17 protein-coding genes are annotated in these 20683 nt (G+C 66.8%); 10 read left to right on the top strand and 7 right to left on the bottom strand.

The window, feature by feature from the left end; all coding sequences use genetic code 11:
* Window positions 1-14: 14 nt before the first annotated feature.
* From CAG44_RS16370 to tagH, 7 genes are read right to left on the bottom strand one after another with little or no spacing between them, the layout of a single operon-like run.
* A complete protein-coding gene (locus CAG44_RS16370; RefSeq protein ID WP_085590745.1) occupies window positions 15-734 on the bottom strand; it encodes a PP2C family serine/threonine-protein phosphatase in 720 nt (239 codons plus the stop codon).
* Window positions 731-1387: a type VI secretion system-associated protein TagF gene (gene tagF / locus CAG44_RS16365; RefSeq protein WP_025340307.1), complete on the bottom strand. Its 657-nt coding sequence runs from the start codon at window positions 1385-1387 to the stop codon at window positions 731-733. The genes CAG44_RS16370 and tagF overlap by 4 nt, the downstream gene beginning before the upstream one ends.
* The gene (tssM, locus tag CAG44_RS16360; protein WP_085590749.1) at window positions 1384-4893 is read right to left on the bottom strand and encodes a type VI secretion system membrane subunit TssM; all 3510 of its coding nucleotides are present in this window, start codon (window positions 4891-4893) and stop codon (window positions 1384-1386) included. Before tssM ends, tagF begins: the two co-directional genes overlap by 4 nt.
* On the bottom strand, window positions 4890-6197 hold the full coding sequence (locus CAG44_RS16355) for a DotU family type VI secretion system protein (protein WP_085692538.1): 1308 nt from the start codon (window positions 6195-6197) through the stop codon (window positions 4890-4892). Before CAG44_RS16355 ends, tssM begins: the two co-directional genes overlap by 4 nt.
* Before the next feature lie 6 nt (window positions 6198-6203).
* Complete coding sequence (gene tssK / locus CAG44_RS16350; protein WP_085590753.1) at window positions 6204-7538, bottom strand: type VI secretion system baseplate subunit TssK; 1335 nt, start codon at window positions 7536-7538, stop codon at window positions 6204-6206.
* Window positions 7539-7553: 15 nt separating this feature from the next.
* Window positions 7554-8051 (bottom strand): type VI secretion system lipoprotein TssJ, encoded by a 498-nt coding sequence (gene tssJ, locus CAG44_RS16345; protein WP_025340311.1) that lies wholly within the window; start codon window positions 8049-8051, stop codon window positions 7554-7556.
* Window positions 8052-8090: 39 nt separating this feature from the next.
* Window positions 8091-9473, bottom strand: coding sequence for a type VI secretion system-associated FHA domain protein TagH (gene tagH / locus CAG44_RS16340; protein WP_085692537.1), 1383 nt, complete (start codon window positions 9471-9473; stop codon window positions 8091-8093).
* Window positions 9474-9869: 396 nt separating this feature from the next.
* Between tagH and tssA the strand changes: the two genes are divergently transcribed.
* The 10 genes from tssA to tssH all read left to right on the top strand — a co-directional run bounded on the left by tssA (window position 9870) and on the right by tssH (window position 20674).
* Window positions 9870-10907, top strand: coding sequence for a type VI secretion system protein TssA (gene tssA, locus CAG44_RS16335; RefSeq protein ID WP_085590758.1), 1038 nt, complete (start codon window positions 9870-9872; stop codon window positions 10905-10907).
* Window positions 10908-10979: 72 nt separating this feature from the next.
* Complete coding sequence (gene tssB, locus CAG44_RS16330) at window positions 10980-11495, top strand: type VI secretion system contractile sheath small subunit (protein ID WP_025340314.1); 516 nt, start codon at window positions 10980-10982, stop codon at window positions 11493-11495.
* Window positions 11496-11506: 11 nt separating this feature from the next.
* Complete coding sequence (tssC, locus tag CAG44_RS16325; RefSeq protein ID WP_025340315.1) at window positions 11507-13003, top strand: type VI secretion system contractile sheath large subunit; 1497 nt, start codon at window positions 11507-11509, stop codon at window positions 13001-13003.
* Window positions 13004-13188: 185 nt separating this feature from the next.
* Window positions 13189-13677, top strand: a complete 489-nt coding sequence (locus CAG44_RS16320) for a type VI secretion system tube protein Hcp (RefSeq protein WP_025340316.1) — start codon at window positions 13189-13191, stop codon at window positions 13675-13677.
* A gap of 70 nt (window positions 13678-13747) precedes the next feature.
* Window positions 13748-14188, top strand: a complete 441-nt coding sequence (locus tag CAG44_RS16315; RefSeq protein ID WP_025340317.1) for a type VI secretion system amidase effector protein Tae4 — start codon at window positions 13748-13750, stop codon at window positions 14186-14188.
* Complete coding sequence (locus CAG44_RS28960; protein ID WP_075046098.1) at window positions 14185-14625, top strand: hypothetical protein; 441 nt, start codon at window positions 14185-14187, stop codon at window positions 14623-14625. Before CAG44_RS16315 ends, CAG44_RS28960 begins: the two co-directional genes overlap by 4 nt.
* Complete coding sequence (tssE, locus tag CAG44_RS16305; RefSeq protein ID WP_025340319.1) at window positions 14619-15134, top strand: type VI secretion system baseplate subunit TssE; 516 nt, start codon at window positions 14619-14621, stop codon at window positions 15132-15134. The genes CAG44_RS28960 and tssE overlap by 7 nt, the downstream gene beginning before the upstream one ends.
* Entirely contained in the window at window positions 15131-16993 is a 1863-nt protein-coding gene (tssF, locus tag CAG44_RS16300) for a type VI secretion system baseplate subunit TssF (RefSeq protein ID WP_025340320.1), read from the top strand. Before tssE ends, tssF begins: the two co-directional genes overlap by 4 nt.
* Window positions 16990-18006, top strand: a complete 1017-nt coding sequence (gene tssG / locus CAG44_RS16295) for a type VI secretion system baseplate subunit TssG (RefSeq protein ID WP_085590759.1) — start codon at window positions 16990-16992, stop codon at window positions 18004-18006. The genes tssF and tssG overlap by 4 nt, the downstream gene beginning before the upstream one ends.
* Window positions 17999-20674: a type VI secretion system ATPase TssH gene (tssH, locus tag CAG44_RS16290; RefSeq protein WP_085692536.1), complete on the top strand. Its 2676-nt coding sequence runs from the start codon at window positions 17999-18001 to the stop codon at window positions 20672-20674. Before tssG ends, tssH begins: the two co-directional genes overlap by 8 nt.
* Window positions 20675-20683: the final 9 nt, after the last annotated feature.

Below are 20683 nucleotides of genomic sequence, written 5' to 3'. Positions count from 1 at the left end.
GTTCGGGGTGCTCTTCATTTCGCCTTCACCACCACGGCGGTGATGTTGTCAGGGGCGCCACGGGTCAGCCCCAGGTGTACCAGGCTGCGGACCACCTGATAGGGGTCGGCGTGGCCGAGCACGTCGGCGATCTCGTGGTCTTCGGCGGTCTTGTTCAAGCCGTCGCTGCACAGCAGGTAGGTGTCGCCCGGCTGTACCTGCACATCCACCGCCTGGAGTTCGAGCTGGTCCTCGACGCCGATGGCGCGGGTAACGATGTTGCCGCGCGGGTGTACGCGCGCTTCGGCCTCGTTGAGCAGGCCGCTGTCCTGCAGTTCCTGGACATAGCTGTGGTCATGCGACAGGCGCTCGATACGGCCATCGCGCAGCCGATACAGGCGGCTGTCACCAGCCCACAGGCCTACCGCCCGGTCGCCGCGTGCGGCCAGGACCACCACCGTGCTGCCCATCATCGCCACGCCCCGGCGCAAGGTCTCCTCGCGTACGGCGCTGTTGACCTGGGCCAAGGTGTCGCGCAGGGCCTGGGTGAAATCCTCCAACCCATCGATGAGCGGCAACTGGCGCAGGCTGTCCACGGCCAGGCTGCTCACATAGTCCCCGGCGGCATGCCCACCCATGCCGTCGGCAACGGCCCACAGGCCATCCCAGGTCAGCTCCAGGCAGGCGTCTTCGTTGATCTTGCGGACCATGCCTACATGGCTGTAGCTGGCCGCGCTGTAGTGCACGCGGCTCATGCTGGACTCGCCTCGCTGCCCAGCAGGAACGCGGCGAACTGCTCGCTGCGCGGCAGGCCCTGGCTACGCAGCAGGCCAGGTGCGATCCGCTCGCTGCCCAGGCCCCACCACAGGCTCATGCCTTCGCAGGCACATTCGGCCAGGGCCAACGCCCTGCCCTGCGGCGTGCTGCCGTCGAGCCGCTGCAACCCGCCCACGGCTAGACGTGGCCCCTGCAGCAGCGGCCGGGGTTGGTCGAAAGGCTGCAAGGCTGCCTCGAAATGCTCGAAAGCCGCATCCGCTTCAAGCGTGCCCAGCAACGCCGCCTCGACACCTTCGAACCACTCATCGGCCCCACCAACGATGCCTGCGATCGCCACCCCGGGCTCCAGCACCTGCGCCACGCTCAGCGGAAAATACCGCCCCACCCGGTCGATGCTCGGCATCAGCACGCCGACCACCGCGTCCGGGCCACACACCCCAGGCGCCAGGGCAAAGCGCCACAACGGGCTGACCAGGTAGGCCTGCAGCCAGGCCTCGCCAAGCGCCTGCTGGCTGGCCTGGATACCGGCGGCCAGCCACTGGTCCCAGGGCTGGATGAAGGTCTGCGGCAGGCCACGGCTGACGAAGTCGCCGCGACAGGCCAGTTTTCCGTAGAAACCCACGTCGTTCACAGATGCTCCGGCAGGCTGAAACCGCTGACCACTCGGCTGCGGAACGGGTTGAAGGCGCTGCTGGCACGCAGCTCGTACGACACGCTGGCGCCATCCACGCGCAAACGCAGGTTGAAACGTTCCGGCGAGCTGCCAGCCACCAGGTCGGCCTGGTCGAGCAGGCGGAACCACGCCCATGGGCCTTCCACGGTCAGCCCCGAACGGCCGCTGGCCGATGGCGGCGCGATCGACAGGCGAACCACGCCGATGCTGTTCGGGTTGGGCCACTGCAACGCCACCGGGCGGCTCGGGCCGTGGTCGTAGCTGACTTGCTGGCCGTCGAGATCAAGCAGGAACTGGGTGATGCTCGCGTCCATCGCCACCGGCTTGAGCTCGAAACGCACGCTTGGCTGCAGGCCGTTACCGCTGCGGAAGAACGCATCGCGGATGGTCGCCGCGCGCTGGAAGGTGTACAGCACATTGCCGCTGATCCCGAGCTTCTGCGCAGCGCCCGGCTGCCAGCTCCAGGGCGTGCTGGAAGTATTGACGTAGGGCTGCAGGTACTTGCGGAAGTAGTTGTCCATCACCCCACCGACCCCGAAGAACTGGCCGAAGTCTTCCAGGGTGGCGTCGCGCGAACTGCCAGCCACCAGCGGGTAGCGGCCGCTGAGCGACTGCCGGTAGACATTCAGCACTTCGCTGGCCCAGGCGGCATTGAGCTGGTTGCGCACCCCGCCCATGACGATGCCATGGGTCGAGCCGAGTACCGAACTGACCAGGTTCTGCACCACCCTGGGCTGGCGCGCCGCGCCCAGGGCTACCCGTTGCGCCGCAGCCTGGGCCTGGTTCTTGGCCTCGCCGAGCAAGGCGTCGCCGCTGGCACCGACCATGGCGCTGACCTGCACGTAGAGCGCATTGAGGTCGGTGAGCAAGCCGTCGATGGCGGCGGGCTGGCCTTCACCGCTGCCGACCAGCGTGGCCAGCTCGGCGAAGTGCGCGGTCACCGGGTCCTGCGTGCGGGCCGCGGGGCTGTCGACGGGCAGCGGCGCGTCGCCGAGCAGCCCGCCAAGGCGCTGGCGCAGCTGGTCGACACCGGCCTGCTCGGCCTTGTCCTGGACCTTGTCGAGCGTGGTCGGCTGCGCCAGGTTGGTTTCACGGGCCACCGCCTGCAGCAGCTGCTTCATCGGCGAGGTCGGCCCGGACAGCACCCGCAGCACGTCGGCGGCTTGGCCAACGCTGGTGACAGGCACGACGTCCAGGTCGTCGAGCAGGGCATCCCAGTGGCGGATGTAATCCTGGTAGTAGAGTTGCTGCACATCGTCGGCCAGGCGTTTGGCATCGCCCGCTTCGCCCGGCGCGCGGCCCAGTACCCAGCGTTCTTCGGCCAGCGTGGTGCTCTGCGCCAGGCTGGCGACGAGAAATGCCTGGCGGTAGCCCTGCACGGTGAACAGCCCCGGCAGCGGCTCGCTCAACGGCTTGCCGCTCTTGAAGCGAAACACCAGGGCGGCATCACGCCCGGCAGCGTCGCTGACGCGGAAGTCTTCGACCCCGCCTGGCAGCTTCTGGCGCTTGACCCGGTCGTAAACACGCTGGGCCACCGGCAACTGCTGCAGCTGGCGACGGGTGTCGTCGATCAGGCGCTGGTCCAGGCGTGCGTTCGGCGGACGTTTCTCGAACAGCGCCGCCAGGTGCTGCCCCAGGGCTTGGCGCAGGTCGGGCGCAAGGTCGCGGGGTAACTGGCGCTCCCAGTCGAGGGTGATCCAGGCCTTGATGAAGTCTGGGTCGTAGTGCTCGGCATCGGCCAGCATCAGGTAGGCCTTGAGCCCTTCGTAGAGGTAATCGGATGGCCCCCCGGCATACAGCTGTTCCTCGATGCGGGTGACCAGGCGCGGGGCGAAAATGGCGATCAGCAGCTTGCGGTACAGGCTCTGCGATTCGCTTTCGAGCATGTCGCCCTGGTACAGGCCCAGGCCCTCAGCCCAGCTGGGAGGGTCGTCCGCCAGGTGGCGGACGGCGTTGAGCAGCGGCAGCACGTCGACCACGTTGCGCTGCGCAGGGCTCAGGCCTTGCACGCTTTTGCCCAGTGGCTGAAGGCGGCTGTCGACTTCGGCGATGTATTGCTGGTTGGCCCGGTAACTGAGGGCCCACAAGGTCCCGACCAGCAGCACCAACGCCACGCTCACGGCCAGCGCACCACGGGCGATCCACCGGCGCCGCCGCTCCACCTTGGGGTTGCTGCCAACCAGGCCGCGCTCGGCGAAGGCCACGGCAGTGAACAACCGCTCGATGAAATAGCTGCGCCCGCTACCGCTCTGGCGTGCCAGGTGCGCACGATCCAGGCCCATGCTCTGGGCCATGCTGCCGATCAGCCGGTCGATGGGGCTGCCTTCCTGGGTGCCGCTGGTGAAGTACACACCACGCAGTAACGCCCGTGCCTCGAAGGCGTTGGGCTTGAAGATGCCGTCGAGGAAGGCCTTGAGGTTGCCACGCAGGGCGGCGAACTGTTGCACGAAGCCATAGACAAGGTCGCGTCGGGCCGGGTCGCGTTCCTGTTGCAGGCGCTCGACCAGGCGCTCGCCGAGCCGCCGTTCGAGCAATGCGAACTCGTTGTCGAACTGCGCCAACGGGCCGTCAGCGCCCTGCTCGAGAGTATCCAGCGGGAAGGTCATGCCCCACACCTGGGCGCGTTCGTCCTTGCCCAGGTTGTCGAAGAACTCCATGAAGCCCGGCACCAGGTCGAGCTTGGTCAGCATCAGGTAAACCGGGAAGCGCACGCCCAGCTGACTGTACAGCTCCTGGATGCGCGCGCGGATCGCCGCGGCGTGGGCGGCGCGCTCGGCGTCGCTGCCCAGCAGCAGGTCGGACAGGCTGATGGCGATGAATGCACCGTCGATGGGGCGGCGCGAGCGCTGGGTCTTGAGCAGGTCGAGAAAGCCCAGCCAGGCCGCCTTGTCGACCTGGGCGTGGCTGTCCTGGGTGGTGTAGCGGCCGGCAGTGTCGAGCAGCACCGCCTGGTCGGTGAACCACCAGTCGCAGTTGCGCGTGCCGCCCACACCGCGGATGGCGCCCTCGCCCAGTTGCGCGGCCAGCGGGAAGTGCAGGCCGGAGTTGACCAGCGCGGTGGTCTTGCCCGAGCCGGGCGGGCCGATGATCACGTACCACGGCAGCTCGTAAAGGTTGCGACGCTCGTCACCGCCCAGACGGGCCTTCTTCAACAGGGCCAAGGCCTCGTCCATGCGCTGGCGCAGCGCCGCCAGCTCTTCGGTGGTGGCCACGCTGGCAGGGTCCGGGGCGGTTTCTGCGGCCAGGCTCTGCATGACCTTGGCCGCCTGCCGGCGCGCCTGCACGATGCGCCAGGCGCGGTAGCCGCCCCACAGGGCGAACAGCAGGACGATCAGCAGCCAGCGTGGCGTGGGCGACGCCAGCATGTCCAGCAACGGCCCGACGAACCAGATGATCAGGCTCAGGGCGATCAGGCCCAGCAGCGGGATCACCCAGCGAATGACAAAACTGAAAAACGCCTTCACTCGACGCCCTCCGCCAGAACGGTGATTTCAACCCGGCGATTCTTCGCCCGGCCCTGCGCGGTGTCGTTCGACGCCAGGGGCTCGGTGTCGCTCAGCCCTTGGGCGCTGAAGCGCTCGGGTTGCCCGGTGCGCGCGGCGAGGATGCCCTTGACCTCTTCGGCGCGCGCTTGCGACAACGCCCAGTTGGACGGGAAGCGCAACGTCGCGATGCGCTGGTTGTCGCTGTGCCCGGTGACCCGGACATTGCCCTTGACCTTGGCCACTGCCTCGGCGATGCGCAGCATCAGCGGCTGGAAATCGCCCTTGATGCTGGCGCTGGCGCTGGCGAACAGCTCGTCACCGCGAATGGTCACCACCGAGCGGTCGACCGCGTCTTCGACGGAAACCCGGCCGGCCTTGATGTCATCGGCGAGGAACCCGGCCAGGCGCGGGCGCTCCACTGGCTTGGGCTGCAGCACCGGGCGGTCCATGGCTTGTACCGGGATTTCGCCCAGCGCGTGGATACCCCGGAACACCGGCTCGGCATCGGCGGCCAGCTTCAGGCGCAGGCCGAACAACAGCAGCAACAGCAATGCCGCGGCCACCGCCAGGCCCACCCATGGCGGCACGAACTGGGCCAGGCGGTCACGGCTGACAGCCACCCCACGCCAGTGTGGCGAGAGTTCGCGCTCACGTTCGCCACGGGCACTGCGAATTGCCGCAGCGGTACGCTCGCGCAGTGCTTCGAGCTGGGCGCGGCCATCGTTCATGACCCGGTAGCGGCCCTCGAAGCCGAGGCTGGTGCACAGGTACAACAGCTCCAGCAGGTTGAGGCGTTCGCGCGGGCTCTGCAGGCAATGCTCCATCAGCTGGAACACCTTCTCACCGCCCCAGGCCTCGTTGTGCACCGTGATCAGCAAGCTCTGGCGGCTCCAGTCGCTGGCACTGCCCCACGGCGTGCTGAGCACCGCCTCGTCCAGCGCGGTGCACAGCGCATAGCGCGCCAGCAGCACCTCGTTGCGCACCACCCCGGCGGCTTCGGCACGGGTCTCGAACTGGCGCAGATAGGCCAGCAACTGCGCCCGCAGGCTGGCCGGCGCCGAATGAGCGATGGTGTTGCGCAGGCGGGTAAGCAAGGCCAGCAACGGCCCGGCCGCCTGCTCGAGCGGGTTGACACCCACGCCCTGGCCAGGCGCCAGGGGCTCGGCCGGTACCTGCAACGGCGGCGGCTGCGGCGCTGGCGCGGTGGGTTGCGGGGCAGCGCGGCCACCGGGGCGCGGCATGAACTGGGTACGGTCGTTGGCCTGCGGATCTTCCGGGTGCATCGCGGGTTATCCTCGAATGGCCCAGAAGGCCAGGCTCAGGCCGGGGAACTCGCCGGCGACGTAGAAGGCAAAGCCACCGGAGTGTTGCAACTGCTTCCAGTGCTCGCTGCCCCGGTCGAGCTCGAAGTAGGTGGAGCCGGCATGGAACGGGATCTGCCGGGGCGCCACCGGCAACGGCAGCAGGCCGATGCCCGGCAGTTGCAGGTTGACCAGGTCGCGGATGTGCTCCACCGAGCCGATCTTGCTCTGTTGGCCAAAGCGGCTACGCAGCGTCTCGCTGGGCACATCGGCACGCACCACCAGGACGAAACTGGCGCTGTCGAGCAGGCTGCGGTCGGCAAGCATGCCAACGTGGATGCCGTAGGCCTTCTCGACGATGGGAATGGCCACCGCCTTGCTGTCGATCAGCGTCGACAAGGCCTCGCGCAAGGCGGCCATCACTGGAGCGAAGGTCGCCGCCAGGTCGTCGTGCTGATACACCGGGAAGCTGTGCGGGCGGCGGCCATCGCGGGTGAAGGTGGCGAACTCGCCAGCCAGGGCCACCAGCTCGCTGTACAGCCGCTCGGGGTGCAGCGGGCTCAGCTGGTTGAGGTGTTCGACCAGCGGCTGGGCGCGGTTGACCAGTTGCAGCAGCATGAAGTCGGCAATCTCCGACGCCCCGCCATTGGCCGAGGCGACCACCCTGCCCGCCAGCGCTTCGCCACGCTGGTGCAGCAGGCCCAGCAGCTCGCCGCAGAAGCCGAACAGTTGTTGGCTGGCCGCCACGTCGAGTACCGGCGGGATGTAGCTGTCATCCACCACCAGTGCGCGGTCGGCGCGCTTTTCGCGGATGCGCAGCATGCCAAGGGCGGCGTAGTCGCTCAGGCCGTCCTCGCTGCGCAGCAGGCGCAGGGCGCGGCTGCCGAGGGCCAGCGGGGCACGGTTTTCGAACGGCGCGTTGTCGTCGCGCACCTCGCTGACACGGCTGACATAGCGGGCGCCAGCGACGGCTTCGCCCTCGTCGACGGTGTCGCGGGCCCCCGCCCGCTTGAGTGGCAGCCCCAGGTGGACAACGCCATCGCGCAGATCGTCGGGCACTTCCAGCGGCGCAGGTGGCAGGTCGTCGCGGGGGATGTCGAACGGCGTGCCGTCGGGCAGCAAGCCGCGGGCGCTGAGAATCGCCACCTTGCCCTGGGCAAGCAGGCCCTGGTCGAGCAGCAGCTCGGAGAAACCCCACGCGGCCACGCTCAGCGGCCGGTTGCGGGCGTCGACGAGGTGTTCGAGGTAGCGATCATGCTGTTGGAAATGCTGGGTCGTGATGAACATGCCTTCCGACCACACCACGCGATTGTTCCAGGACATGGGGACTCCGATTGCCTAGCGGGCAGGTTCAGGTTGTGGGGTGGCCACGGCGCTGCGCACGGCACGCACATCGAGGCTGATCTGATAGTCCCGCGGCGGCACCGGCAGCACGCTGCGCCACTGGGCCTGGTCGATCTCGCGGTAACCGACCACCAGGCCGATGTGGCGAGTGGCAGGGTCGAGCGGACGTTCCAGGCGCAACTGGCCGCCGGGCTGCAACAGCACTTCGTCCTGGTCGATCAGGTCGGCGCCGAGGGTGGCCTGGGCGCGCTCGGCCAGGGCGAAGTAGTCGGCGCGGGCAAATGCGGCGCTGTTCTTCAGCTCGTACAGGCGCACCCGTACCGGCGCAGGCGTGCCGCCAGGGCCCGGGTTCAGCCCCTCGGCGGCACTGAAATACAGGGTCACGGCTGCGCTGTCCGGTGCACTGTCGGCAGCGGGGGCAACCGGCGTGTCCTTGCTGCAGGCAGCCAGCAGCACCAGGCTCAGGGCTGCGACCAGTCGTATTGCTTTCATCCTTGTCCTCTTGACGTACCGTGGTCTTCCTGGGTGCGCTCAACTACGTTGCAAACGGCTGCTATGGGCCTCGTAGGCGCGGCTGAATTCGCGGCCGAACAGTTCCTGGAAATCGTCTTCGGCTTCACGGGAGATCTGCCCGTAAAGCTCAGTGAACTGCTGCCAGCAGTGGGCCTGGCGCGAGCCACCGAACAACTTGGCCAGCCCCGCCGCAGGTGCCAGGCGCTGCTCCAGGCGCGCCGGCTGGAAACACGCGAGCAGGTGCTTGATTGCAGCCTGCACGCCCGCCATCACCGCCAGCTGGTGGGCGCGCACATCATCGAAGCTTTCGCGCACGGCCTGGTCCGGCGCCATGAACGCCTGGTTACCGTGACGCAACAACAGCAGCAACGCCTCGTCGGCATTGGGGGCGAACTTCAGCGGGTTGTTCTGCACCGGGGCGATGGTGGTCTGCTGCATGCGGAACTCGCCCTTCAGGCTGCTGCGTGCACGCAACACGTCGATCAGGCCCTCCACCATCAAGCGGTAGCTCTGGCCGATGGCCTCCATTTGCGCGGCGGCGTCGGCGGCGTCGATGCGCAGGTGCTCGATACCGGCGCCGCGCAGGAACGCCTGCAGCAACGCATCGCTGCTTGCGGCTGGCGCAGGTGCGGCGACTGGTTCGCTTGCAGCAGGCTGTGCAGGCACTGCAGGAACGGCTGGCGCAGGCGGCGCAGTCGGGGTCGGGGTCGGGGTCGGGGTCGGAGCCGGTGCCGGTGCCGGTGCCGGTGCCGGTGCCGAGCCGAACAGGTTCCAGTCTTCCGGGATCATCCCCGGCGCAGCCGGTTCGGCGGCCGGGGCAGGCGCTACCACCGGGGTTGGCGGGCGGAAGTCGTGCTGCTGAGCCGGCACATGGTCGGGCTGGCTGACCGGCGGCACGCTCGAGGGGCCGAGGAAGTCGAACAGGTCAGGCAGCGTGTCGTGGTTCGACGCACCTTGCAGGAACGCAGCCGGCGCACCGGAAATCGGCGGGGCGGGAACGGCCGGGGCCGCCACCTGGTTGGCCATCAGCGCCTCGAAACTGTGTACCTGGGGTTCGCCCTCCAGGGCGCCAGGCAGGTTCGCCTCGATGCGCGCCTGTATCTCGTATTCCCCAATACGGATAACTTCGCCATCCAGCAACTGCTCACTGTTACCGCGACGCAAGCGAATACCGGCACGAACTAATTCCACACCGTTCGTACTGTCATCGGTCAAAAAATATCGCCCTTCCTTGAACTGGATCACACAATGCCGGGCCGATACCAACCGCTCGGGGTCAGGAAGTACCCAGTCATTTTCCGCCGCACGGCCAAGCGTGATGGCACCGGTTTCCAGCCGCATCTCCGGGCATTGCCCGGGAGTAATCTTGTGGTAACTAGTGATAGTTAGGCAAAGTGCCATCACGCCTCCATGCATCCATTTAAAACATCGATCCATCCATTTGAGTTGTTTTCCCACAACCACTCAAAAACAGCTGTACCCCTTGATTCACGGGGGCTTCGTGCACATAACCGAACGTACGACGGCTATTCAACGCTAATGCCGAGGCTAACCGAATGGAATCGGACGAGTGGTGCTCGGTAACTGCCAACGGATTCACAGCTGGCACTCGGGGGCGCGTAGCTTACCTTGACACTCGCGAATAAATAAACCATAAATGCGCAACTTCGAAGTGCCAAAATAATATCACCATGATATCACCCCGGCACTCTTTGGAAAGTTTGTGCGCCAGTTCACACTTGCAACTTCGCACAACAACACGCCCTCACCAAGGGCCGATATGGAGATCGAATTCTGGTGAACGCATCGCCGCTGCTCGCCGCTGTTTCCGCTGACTTTCCCTGCGGCGATGACCTCGAATATGACGCCGAGTTTCTGCAACTGGAGCGTGACGCTCAGGGCCGCCCCGAGCGCGTCATGGGTGACGCCGTCCAGCCTGCCGAGCCACCACAGTGGCGCGATATCGAGCAGGCAAGCACGACCTTGCTGCAACGCAGCAAGGACCTGCGCATCACCCATTTCCTGCTTCAGGCCAACCTGGCCCTGCACGGCCTCCCAGGGCTTGCCGCCAGCCTGGAGCTGATCCGCGATCTGCTCGGCGAGTACTGGCTGCACCTGCACCCACAACTGGACGCCGCCGACGACAACGACCCTACGGTACGGGTCAACGCCCTGGCCGGCCTGGCCTGCGACACCAACATCGCGCTGCTGCGTGACGCCGTGCTGGTGCGCTCCCGTGCCTTTGGCCCGGTCACCCTGCGCGCGGCACTGCACGCCGCAGGCGTGCAGCATTTCGCCAGCGAACAGCTCAGCGCCGAGGAACTGGCCGCCGCCCTGCGTGACGCCGACGCCGACCAGCTGCAGCAATGCCAAGAGGCGCTGCGGCTGGCCCGCGAGGCGGTGGACGCCATCGAGAGCCGGGTCAACGACCAGGTCGGTTCGGCCAGCGGTATCGATTTGTCAGCCTTGCGCCAGCCGCTGCGCCAGGTGCAGCAGGTACTGGCTGACTACTGCCCCGACGGGGCGGGCCCAGCCCCGCAAGCCGATGACACGCCGGCTGCCGAGCGCGATGACGAGCGGCAGGCGACCGCCAGTGCCGCCCCGGGCACACGGCCGGCCGCCCGCCCCGGCGAAGTCAACAGCCGCGAAGACGTGCAGCAGAGCCTTGACCGCCTGCTGCAGTACTACGCCCGCCACGAACCATCAAGCCCGCTGCCGGTACTGCTGCACCGGGCGAAGAAGCTGGTCCATGCCGATTTCGCAACCATTGTGCGCGACCTGATCCCCGATGGCTGGTCGCAATTCGAGAACCTGCGCGGCCCCGAGGACAACTGACGTCCTCGGCCCGCATCAACACCGACGCCCGCAACGAACAGCGCCGCCGTACCGGCGACCAGGAGGAACAACGTGGCGAAAGACAGCTCCCAGAAATTCATCGCGCGCAACCGTGCGCCGCGGGTGCAGATCGAATATGACGTCGAGCTCTACGGCGCCGAGAAGAAAGTCCAGTTGCCGTTCGTCATGGGCGTGCTGTCGGACCTTGCCGGCAAGCCGGCCGAACCGCTGCCAGCGGTGGCCGAGCGCAAGTTCCTGGAAATCGACGTCGACAACTTCGACTCGCGCCTGAAGGCGATGAAGCCACGCGTGGCCTTCAACGTGCCCAACGAACTGACCGGCGAAGGCAACCTGAGCCTGGACATCACCTTCGAGAGCATGGACGACTTCAGCCCGGCCGCCGTGGCGCGCAAGGTCGACGCCCTCAACCAGCTGCTCGAGGCCCGCACCCAATTGGCCAACCTGCTGACCTACATGGACGGCAAGACCGGTGCCGAGGACATCATCCTCAAGGCCATCAAGGACCCGGCCCTGCTGCAAGCCCTGGCCAGCGCACCGAAACCCGTCGACAACGAGCCCAAGGCCTGAGGAGACAGCCCATGAACGATCCATTGCGCGACGCCCAGGCCCAGCCGGGAGCTGCCACCCAGGACCCGAGCGAGTTCGCCGCCCTGCTGCTGCAGGAATTCAAGCCCAAGACCGAACGTGCCAAGGAAGCGGTCGAAAGCGCCGTGCGTACCTTGGCCGAGCAGGCCCTGGCGCAGACCAGCCTGGTGTCCAACGATGCCATTGGCTCGATCGAGCAGATCATTGCCGCCATCGACGCCAAGCTGACCGCACAGGTCAACCAGATCATCCATCACGACGACTTCCAGCAGCTGGAAAGCGCCTGGCGTGGCCTGCACTACCTGGTCAACAACACCGAGAGCGACGAGCAGCTGAAGATCCGCGTGCTCAACGTCTCGAAGACCGAGCTGCACAAGACCTTGAAGAAATTCAAGGGCACTGCCTGGGACCAGAGCCCGGTGTTCAAGAAGCTGTACGAGGAAGAGTACGGCCAGTTCGGCGGCGAACCTTATGGCTGCCTGGTCGGCGACTACTACTTCGACCAGTCGCCACCCGACGTCGAGTTGCTGGGCGAGATGTCGAAGGTCTGCGCCTCGATGCACGCGCCGTTCATTGCCGCCGCCTCGCCGACCGTGATGGGCATGGGCTCCTGGCAGGAGCTGAGCAACCCGCGCGACCTGACCAAGATCTTCACCACCCCGGAATACGCTGGCTGGCGCTCGCTGCGTGAGTCCGAAGACTCGCGCTACATCGGCCTGACCATGCCGCGCTTCCTGGCGCGTCTGCCTTATGGCGCCAAGACCGACCCGGTCGAGGCATTTGCCTTCGAAGAAGACACCGACGGCGCCGACAGCAGCAAGTACACCTGGGCCAACGCCGCCTATGCCATGGCCGTGAACATCAACCGCTCGTTCAAGTACTACGGCTGGTGCTCGCGCATTCGTGGCGTGGAGTCGGGTGGCGAAGTGCAGGGCCTGCCGGCGCACACCTTCCCCACCGACGACGGTGGCGTGGACATGAAGTGCCCGACCGAAATCGCCATTTCCGACCGCCGCGAAGCGGAGCTGGCCAAGAACGGGTTCATGCCGCTGTTGCACAAGAAGAACACCGACTTCGCTGCCTTCATTGGTGCCCAGTCGCTGCAGAAGCCGGCCGAGTACGACGACCCGGACGCCACCGCCAACGCCAACCTGGCCGCGCGCCTGCCGTACCTGTTCGCCACCTGCCGCTTCGCTCACTACCTCAAGTGCATCGTTCGCGACAAGATCGGCTCGTTCAAGGAGAAGGACGAGATGCAGCGCTGGCTGCAGGACTGGATCCTCAACTACGTCGACGGCGACCCGGCGCACTCCACCGAGACCACCAAGGCCCAGCACCCGCTGGCAGCCGCCGAAGTTGTGGTCGAGGACGTCGAAGGCAACCCGGGTTACTACAACTCGCGCTTCTACCTGCGCCCGCACTACCAGCTCGAAGGGCTGACCGTGTCACTGCGCCTGGTATCGAAGCTGCCTTCGGCCAAAGGGGCCTGACAGACTTCGGGGCCGCTTCGCGGCCCTTTCGCGACGCAAGGCCGCTCCTGCACAGAGGGCCGACGTCGTGTGTTGAGTGAGAGACCGACGCAGCTTCTGTAGGAGCGGCCTTGCGTCGCGAAAGGGCTGCGCAGCAGCCCCAACTGCACCAAACCGCCAACCTGACGCGTAATACCGAGGACACCATGGCTGTAGATATTTTCATCAAGATCGGCGACATCAAGGGCGAGTCCCACGACAAGGCCCACAAGGACGAAATCGACGTGCTCAACTGGAGCTGGGGCATGTCCCAGTCCGGCAACATGCACATGGGCAGCGGCGGCGGCTCGGGCAAGGTCAACATCCAGGACCTGTCGATCACCAAGTACATCGACAAGGCCAGCCCCAACCTGATGGCCCACTGCTCCAGCGGCAAGCACATCGACAAGGTCAAGCTGACCGTGCGCAAGGCTGGGGGCGAGAGCCAGGTCGAGTACCTGATCATCAACCTTGAAGAAGTCATCATCAGCTCGCTGAGCACTGGTGGCTCGGGCAGCGACGACCGCCTGACCGAGCACGTGACCCTGAACTTCGCCAAGGTCACCGTCGACTATCAGCCGCAGAAAGCCGACGGCACCAAGGAAGGCGGCCCGATCAAGTACGGCTGGAACATCCGCTCCAACGTCAAGATCTGACCGACCGCGCCCGCGCCGCCTTGGCTGGCGCGGGCACCTTCCCCCACCTCACCCGCTCACGGTGAACCCCATGGCCAAGCCTTCTTTCATCAACCTCTGGAATGCCTACCCGACCGACTCCTCGCCTTGCGACGGCGGCTGGGACAACCAGTGCGCCATCCGCATGAGTATCGCGCTCAACGGCGAGCACACCATCAAGGTGAACGCCGGTACCTACAGCGAACCACGTTGTGCCCATGGCCATGCCCGGGGTGCCGAATCGCTGGCCAACTGGCTGTGGAAGCACCATCTCGGCGCCCCGCTGCAACTGAGCGGCAGCGCAAGCGACCGCCTCAAGCTCGGCGAAAAGCGCGGCATCATCTTCTTCAAGGACTGCTTCGCCCGTGCCGGGCAGGCATTCGAAAACCGTACCGGCGATCACATCGATTTGTGGGACAGAGGCCGGGTCACGGGCTATTTCGCCGACCAGGCCCATCGTTCCAAGGCCGTCTGGTTCTGGGAGCTGAAATGAAACGTGCGCCCAAAGCCATGCCGGCCCTGCTGGTCGCGTTCGCCCTGAATGCCTGTGCACAGCCCCCCGCTCCGTCGTCGAACGCGGCGCCTGAGGTCAGCCTTGCCGGGAAAAAGCTCGTGCTGGTGAACCACGAAGGCCGCTGCGCGCTGCGCAAGGCCGATGCCTCGCTGTTGCAGTTGGAGATGCCCTGGCCCTGCCAGCTCAGCCCGGAGCGAGATGGCGGCAAGCCTCGCGTGGAGCAGTTCAATGGCGCGCAGATCATCATTGTCAGCCATGTGCAGCCAGACCCGTCACAACCCGGCCGTTGCGAAAGCCAGTACCAGGCTGTTCGCCAGCTGGGCGAGCGCCTGGAGCCTTCCATCCTGGCACGTGGCGCCAGCTGCTCGAACGGCCCTGTAGACCAGAAGAACTTCGTGGGGCTGTTCGAGTGGTAGCCGAAATCGCCGCCCGCGACCGTCTGCAGCCCTCGCTGCTGGACCGCCTGACCGACGACGACCCGGGCAACCCGCAGGAAGCGCCGGACAAGCGCGTGCTCAGCCTGCACCAGCTCAAGGCCTCGGTACTGCGCGACCTCGCCTGGTTGCTCAACACCACTTCGCTGCTCGACAGCGCCGCGACCCTGGGCACCCCGGCCGGGGCTTCGGTGATCAACTACGGCCTGCCGGCCCTGGCCGGCAACAGCGCCTCGAACATCGACCTGGCCGCCCTGGAGCGCATCATCCACCAGGCCATCGCCACCTACGAGCCGCGCATCCTCGCCCATACCCTGAAGGTGCGTGCCCAGGCCGCACCCGGCGAGATGAATGCCAACGCCCTGAGTTTCGAAATCGAAGGTGACCTGTGGGCCCAGCCGGCGGCCTTGCCGTTGCTGCTGCAGACCGAGGTGGACCTTGAGTCCGGCCATGTGCGCGTGGCCCCTGCCGAACGCCGGAGGCGTGCATGAACCCGCGCCTGCTCGAGCTGTACAACCAGGAGCTGCAGCACATCCGCGAAAGTGCGGCGGAGTTCGCCCGGGAATACCCGAAGATCGCCGGGCGCCTGACGCTGTCCGGGATCGAGTGTGCCGACCCCTATGTCGAGCGCCTGCTCGAAGGCTTCGCCTACCTCACCGCGCGGGTGCAACTGAAGCTGGATGCCGAGTACCCGACCTTCACCCACAACCTGCTGGAGATCGCCTACCCGCACTACCTGGCGCCGACCCCGTCGATGACCGTGGTGCAACTGCAGACCGACCCCGACGAGGGCTCACTGGCCGCCGGGTTCCGCCTGCCGCGTGACAGCGTGCTGCGCGCCAACCTGGGGCGCAACTCGCAAACCCCGTGCGAGTTCCGCAGCACCCAGGACGTTACCCTCTGGCCCTTGCAGGTAGCCCGCGCCGAGTACTTCGGCAACCCCGGCGCGGTGCTCGGGCGCCTGGCCAGCAGCGTGCCACAAGCCCGCGCCGGCCTGCGCCTGACCCTGCGCAGTGGCGCCGAGGTGCCGTTCGCCAGCTTGCCGCTCAGCCATCTGCCGCTGTACCTCAACGGCGCCGACGAAACCCCGTTCCGCCTCTACGAGCAACTGCTGGGCAGCGCCTGTGCGGTGTTCGTGCGCCAACCCGGCGCTGATTGGGTGGAACGTATTCCGGTCGAACAGGCCCTGCGCCCGTGTGGCTTCGATGACCGTGAAGCGGCGTTGCCGGTGGTGCCCCAGGCCTTCCAGGGCTACCGCCTGTTGCAGGAGTACTTCGCCCTGCCGCAGCGCTTCCTGTTCGTCGATTTTGCCGGGCTGGAGCAGGCCGTACAGCGCTGCACCGGCCAGACGCTGGAAGTGCTGGTATTGTTCGAACGCTTCGACCAGAGCCTGGAGAGCAGCGTCGGCGCGAGCCAGTTCGTGCCGTTCTGCACCCCGGCGATCAACCTGTTCCCGCGCCGGGTCGACCGCCTGCACCTTTCCGATCGGGTGCATGAGCACCACGTGATCGCCGACCGCACCCGGCCCACCGATTTCGAGATCCATTCCCTGCAGCGGGTCACCGGCCACGGCACCGGGCCGGATCAGGAATTCCTGCCGTTCTACGCGGTGCGCGACCCGTCGCGCTACGGCCGCGACCAGGCCTACTACATCGTGCGCCGGGAGCCGCGGGTGCTGTCCAGCGACCAGCGACGCAATGGCACCCGCTCCAGCTACATGGGCAGCGAAACGTTCATCAGCCTGGTCGACGGCCAGCAGGCACCCTACCGCCACGACCTGCGCCAGCTGGGTATCAGCGCCCTGTGCAGCAACCGCGACCTGCCACTGTTCATGAGTGTTGGCGACGGGCGCAGCGACTTCAGCCTGGCCGACAGCGCACCGGTTGCCGGCGTGCGTTGCCTGGCCGGCCCGAGCCGGCCCAAGGCCAGCCATGCCCACGACAACCGCGCCTGGCGCCTGATCAGCCAGCTGTCGCTGAACTACCTGTCGCTGGCCGAGCACGGCCAGGGCGCCGCCGCCCTGCGCGAACTGCTGCGCCTGTATGGCGACCCGCAGGACAGCGCCCTGAACCTGCAGATCGACGGCCTGCGCGACGTCAGCAGCAAGCCCTGCACCCGACGCCTGCCGATGCCCGGGCCGATCGTTTTCGGGCGTGGCCTGGAGATCACCCTGACCTTCGACGAAAACGCCTTCCGCGGGACCGGCGTGTTCCTGCTCGGCGCGGTGTTCGAGCGTTTCCTGACCCGCTACGTGTCGATCAACAGCTTCACCGAAACGGTACTGCGCACCAGCGAACGCGGCGAGATCATGCGCTGGTCGGCCAAACCGGGGCGCAGGCCAACCTTATGAACACCTTGCAGGCCATGCAGGACGAGCCCTGGGCGTACGACTTCTTCCAAGCGCTGCGCCGCCTCGAAGCGCAATACCCCGAGCTGCCACGCTTCGGTCATTCCCTGCGCCTGGCCGACGAGCCTGTGCGCCTGGGCCAGCGCCTGGACTGCGCGTTCGCCCCGTCGACCCTGGCCTCGGTCAGCGCCGACGGCAATCAGCCGGCGCGCCTGGAGCAGTTTTTCTTCGGCCTCGGAGGCCCCAACGGGCCGCTGCCACTGCACCTGACCGAATACATGCGCGAGCGCCAGCGCAACCAGGCCGATTCGACCAGCAAGGCGTTCCTCGACGTCTTCCATCACCGCCTGCTGAGCCTGTTCTACCGTGCCTGGGCCGAAGCCCGACCGACCGTCAGCCACGATCGCCCGGGTGATGACTACTGGGCCGCGCGCCTGGCGGCGCTCAGTGGCCGTGGCCAACCCGAACTGCAAGGCCAGGGCGCGCTGGCCGACACCGCCAAACTGCACTGGTCCGGCCACCTGAGCGCGCAAACGCGCTACCCGGACGGCCTGTGCAGCATCCTCAGCGGGTATTTCGGCGTGCCTGTGACGCTGGAAGAATATGTCGGCCAGTGGCTTGAGCTGCCCGAACGCAGCCAGCTCGGCGTGCGCGCCAACCGCCTGGGCATGGACCTTTGCCTGGGCCGCTACGCCTGGGACCGCCAGCACAAGTTCCGGCTGTGCCTCGGCCCGCTCAGCCTCGACCAGTACCACGCCCTGCTGCCCGGCGGACAGGCCTTCGTCGAACTGGCGGCATGGGTCGCCGAATACCTGGGCCAGGAACTGGACTGGGACCTCAACCTGATCCTCGCGCAGGACCAGGTGCCTGCGCTGCAACTCAATGCCGGCCAACGCCTGGGCTTCGATACCTGGCTCGGCCGCCCTCCGCACGATGCACGCGACCTGAAGCTGGCCCGGTACTACGCCGACCAGCCGGCCGCCGCCCACCATACAAGGAACCAGGACCATGGGTGAAATCAGCCGCGCCGCGCTGTTCGGCAAACTCAACAGCGTCGCCTACAAGGCCATCGAGGCCGCAACGGTGTTCTGCAAGCTGCGGGGCAACCCCTATGTCGAACTGGTGCACTGGCTGCACCAGTTGCTGCAATTGCAGGACAGCGACCTGCACCGTATCGTGCGCCAGTTCGATATCGAGCCGGCGCGCCTGGCCCGCGACCTGACCGATGCGCTGGACCGGCTGCCACGCGGTTCGACCTCGATCACCGACCTTTCCTCGCAGGTGGAAGAAGCCGTCGAGCGCGGCTGGGTATACGGCAGCCTGATGTTCGGCGAGAGCCAGGTGCGCAGCGGCTACCTGCTGGTCGGCATCCTCAAGACACCTGGCCTGCGCCATGCCCTGCTGGGGCTGTCGAACGAGTTCGCCAAGCTGAAGGTCGAGGCGTTGAGCGAACGCTTCGACGAGTACGTGGGAGACTCACCGGAAAACCACCTGACCGCCACAGACGGCTTCAGCGCTGCGCAGCCTGGCGAGGCCAGCGGCGCCGTGGCGCCTGCGGCGATGGGCAAGCAGGAGGCGCTCAAGCGCTTTACCGTCGACCTTACCGAACAGGCCCGAAGCGGCAAGCTCGACCCTATCGTCGGCCGTGACGAAGAGATTCGCCAGCTGGTCGATATCCTCATGCGGCGCCGGCAAAACAACCCGATCCTTACCGGTGAAGCGGGTGTCGGCAAGACCGCCGTGGTCGAAGGGTTCGCCTTGCGCATCGTCGCTGGCGACGTGCCGCCGGCGCTCAAGGACGTCGAGCTGCGCAGCCTGGACGTCGGCCTGCTGCAGGCCGGCGCCAGCATGAAAGGCGAGTTCGAACAGCGCCTGCGCCAGGTGATCGAGGATGTGCAGGCCTCGCCCAAACCGATCATCCTGTTCATCGATGAAGCCCATACCCTGGTCGGTGCCGGTGGCGCCGCCGGCACCGGCGATGCCGCCAACCTGCTCAAGCCGGCACTGGCCCGCGGCAGCCTGCGCACGGTGGCGGCTACCACCTGGGCCGAGTACAAGAAGCACATCGAGAAGGACCCGGCCCTGACCCGCCGCTTCCAGGTGGTGCAGGTGGACGAGCCGAGCGAAGCCAAGGCGCTGCTGATGATGCGTGGGGTGGCATCGACCATGGAGCAGCACCACCAGGTGCAGATCCTCGACGAAGCACTCGAAGCCGCGGTCAAGCTGTCCCACCGCTACATCCCGGCACGCCAGCTGCCGGACAAATCGGTGAGCCTGCTCGATACCGCCTGCGCGCGCGTGGCCATCAGCCTGCACGCGGTGCCGGCCGAGGTCGACGACAGCCGCCGGCGTATCGAGGCGCTGGAGGTCGAGCAGGCGATCATCGCCCGTGAAGCCGCCATCGGTGTGCCTACCGGGCAGCGACAGGCCCAGGCCGACACCCTGCTGGCCGAAGAGCGCCAACGCCTGGCCACGCTGGAAAGCCGCTGGGCCGAAGAAAAGGCCCTGGTCGACCAATTGCTGGCCACCCGCGCCCAGCTGCGCGACCAGGCCGGGGTGGTCGACCAGGACGCGCAGGTGCCAGGCAACCCTGAACTGCGCGAAACGCTGGCCGACCTGCAACGGCGCCTGAGCGCCCTGCAAGGCGAGAGCCCGTTGATCCTGCCGACCGTGGATTACCAGGCAGTGGCCTCGGTGGTGGCCGACTGGACCGGGATTCCGGTGGGACGCATGGCGCGCAACGAGATCGAGACCGTGCTCAACCTCGACAGCCTGCTGGCCAGGCGGATCATTGGCCAGGACCACGCGCTTGAAATGATCGCCAAGCGCATCCAGACCTCCCGCGCCGGCCTCGACAACCCGAACAAGCCGATTGGCGTGTTCATGCTTGCCGGCACCTCTGGCGTGGGCAAGACCGAGACCGCACTGGCCCTGGCCGAGGCGCTGTACGGCGGTGAACAGAACCTGATCACCATCAACATGAGCGAGTTCCAGGAGGCCCATACCGTCTCGACCCTCAAGGGCGCCCCACCTGGCTACGTCGGCTACGGTGAAGGCGGCGTGCTGACCGAGGCCGTGCGCCGCCGGCCGTACAGCGTGGTGCTGTTGGATGAGGTGGAAAAGGCCCACCCGGACGTGCACGAGATCTTCTTCCAGGTGTTCGACAAGGGCGTGATGGAGGACGGCGAAGGCCGCCAGATCGATTTCCGCAACACGCTGATTCTGCTCACCACCAACGCCGGTACCGAGCTCATTGCACGCACTTGCAGCGACCCACAGGCCCTGCCCGACCCGGACGCGGTGGCCAGCCAGCTGCGCAAGCCGCTGCTGGAAATCTTCCCGCCGGCGCTGCTCGGCCGCCTGGTAACCATCCCCTACTACCCGCTCAGCGACGCCATGCTCAAGGCCATCACCCGCCTGCAACTGGAGCGCATACGCAAGCGCGTGGAAGGCACGCACAAGGTCGGCTTCGCCTACGACGAAGGGGTGGTGGAGCTGATCGTCTCGCGCTGTACCGAAACCGAAAGCGGTGGCCGCATGATCGACGCCATCCTCACCAACGGCCTGCTGCCGGACATGAGCCGCGAGTTCCTCACCCGCATGCTCGAAGGCAAGCCGCTGGCGAGCGTGCGCATCAGCCGCCGCGACAACGACTTGCATTATGACTTCGGCGCAGCCGACTGACAGGACGGA

It is taken from the genome of Pseudomonas sp. B13(2017), from assembly GCF_002113245.1.
GTDB classification, from domain to species: domain Bacteria; phylum Pseudomonadota; class Gammaproteobacteria; order Pseudomonadales; family Pseudomonadaceae; genus Aquipseudomonas; species Aquipseudomonas putida_Z.
The sequence above is the reverse complement of the archived record's forward strand: the minus strand, read 5'-3'. Positions and strand labels throughout refer to the sequence as shown.

Bases quoted from the DNA above. Each gene is read 5' to 3' on its own strand.
- CAG44_RS16370 (WP_085590745.1), bottom strand. From the start codon at position 734: ATGAGCCGCGTGCACTACAGCGCGGCCAGCTACAGCCATGTAGGCATG.
- CAG44_RS16355 (WP_085692538.1), bottom strand. From the start codon at position 6,197: ATGCACCCGGAAGATCCGCAGGCCAACGACCGTACCCAGTTCATGCCG.
- tssK (WP_085590753.1), bottom strand. From the start codon at position 7,538: ATGTCCTGGAACAATCGCGTGGTGTGGTCGGAAGGCATGTTCATCACG.
- tssJ (WP_025340311.1), bottom strand. From the start codon at position 8,051: ATGAAAGCAATACGACTGGTCGCAGCCCTGAGCCTGGTGCTGCTGGCT.
- tagH (WP_085692537.1), bottom strand. From the start codon at position 9,473: ATGGCACTTTGCCTAACTATCACTAGTTACCACAAGATTACTCCCGGG.
- tssC (WP_025340315.1), top strand. From the start codon at position 11,507: ATGAACGATCCATTGCGCGACGCCCAGGCCCAGCCGGGAGCTGCCACC.
- CAG44_RS16320 (WP_025340316.1), top strand. From the start codon at position 13,189: ATGGCTGTAGATATTTTCATCAAGATCGGCGACATCAAGGGCGAGTCC.
- CAG44_RS16315 (WP_025340317.1), top strand. From the start codon at position 13,748: ATGGCCAAGCCTTCTTTCATCAACCTCTGGAATGCCTACCCGACCGAC.
- CAG44_RS28960 (WP_075046098.1), top strand. From the start codon at position 14,185: ATGAAACGTGCGCCCAAAGCCATGCCGGCCCTGCTGGTCGCGTTCGCC.
- tssF (WP_025340320.1), top strand. From the start codon at position 15,131: ATGAACCCGCGCCTGCTCGAGCTGTACAACCAGGAGCTGCAGCACATC.
- tssG (WP_085590759.1), top strand. From the start codon at position 16,990: ATGAACACCTTGCAGGCCATGCAGGACGAGCCCTGGGCGTACGACTTC.
- tssH (WP_085692536.1), top strand. From the start codon at position 17,999: ATGGGTGAAATCAGCCGCGCCGCGCTGTTCGGCAAACTCAACAGCGTC.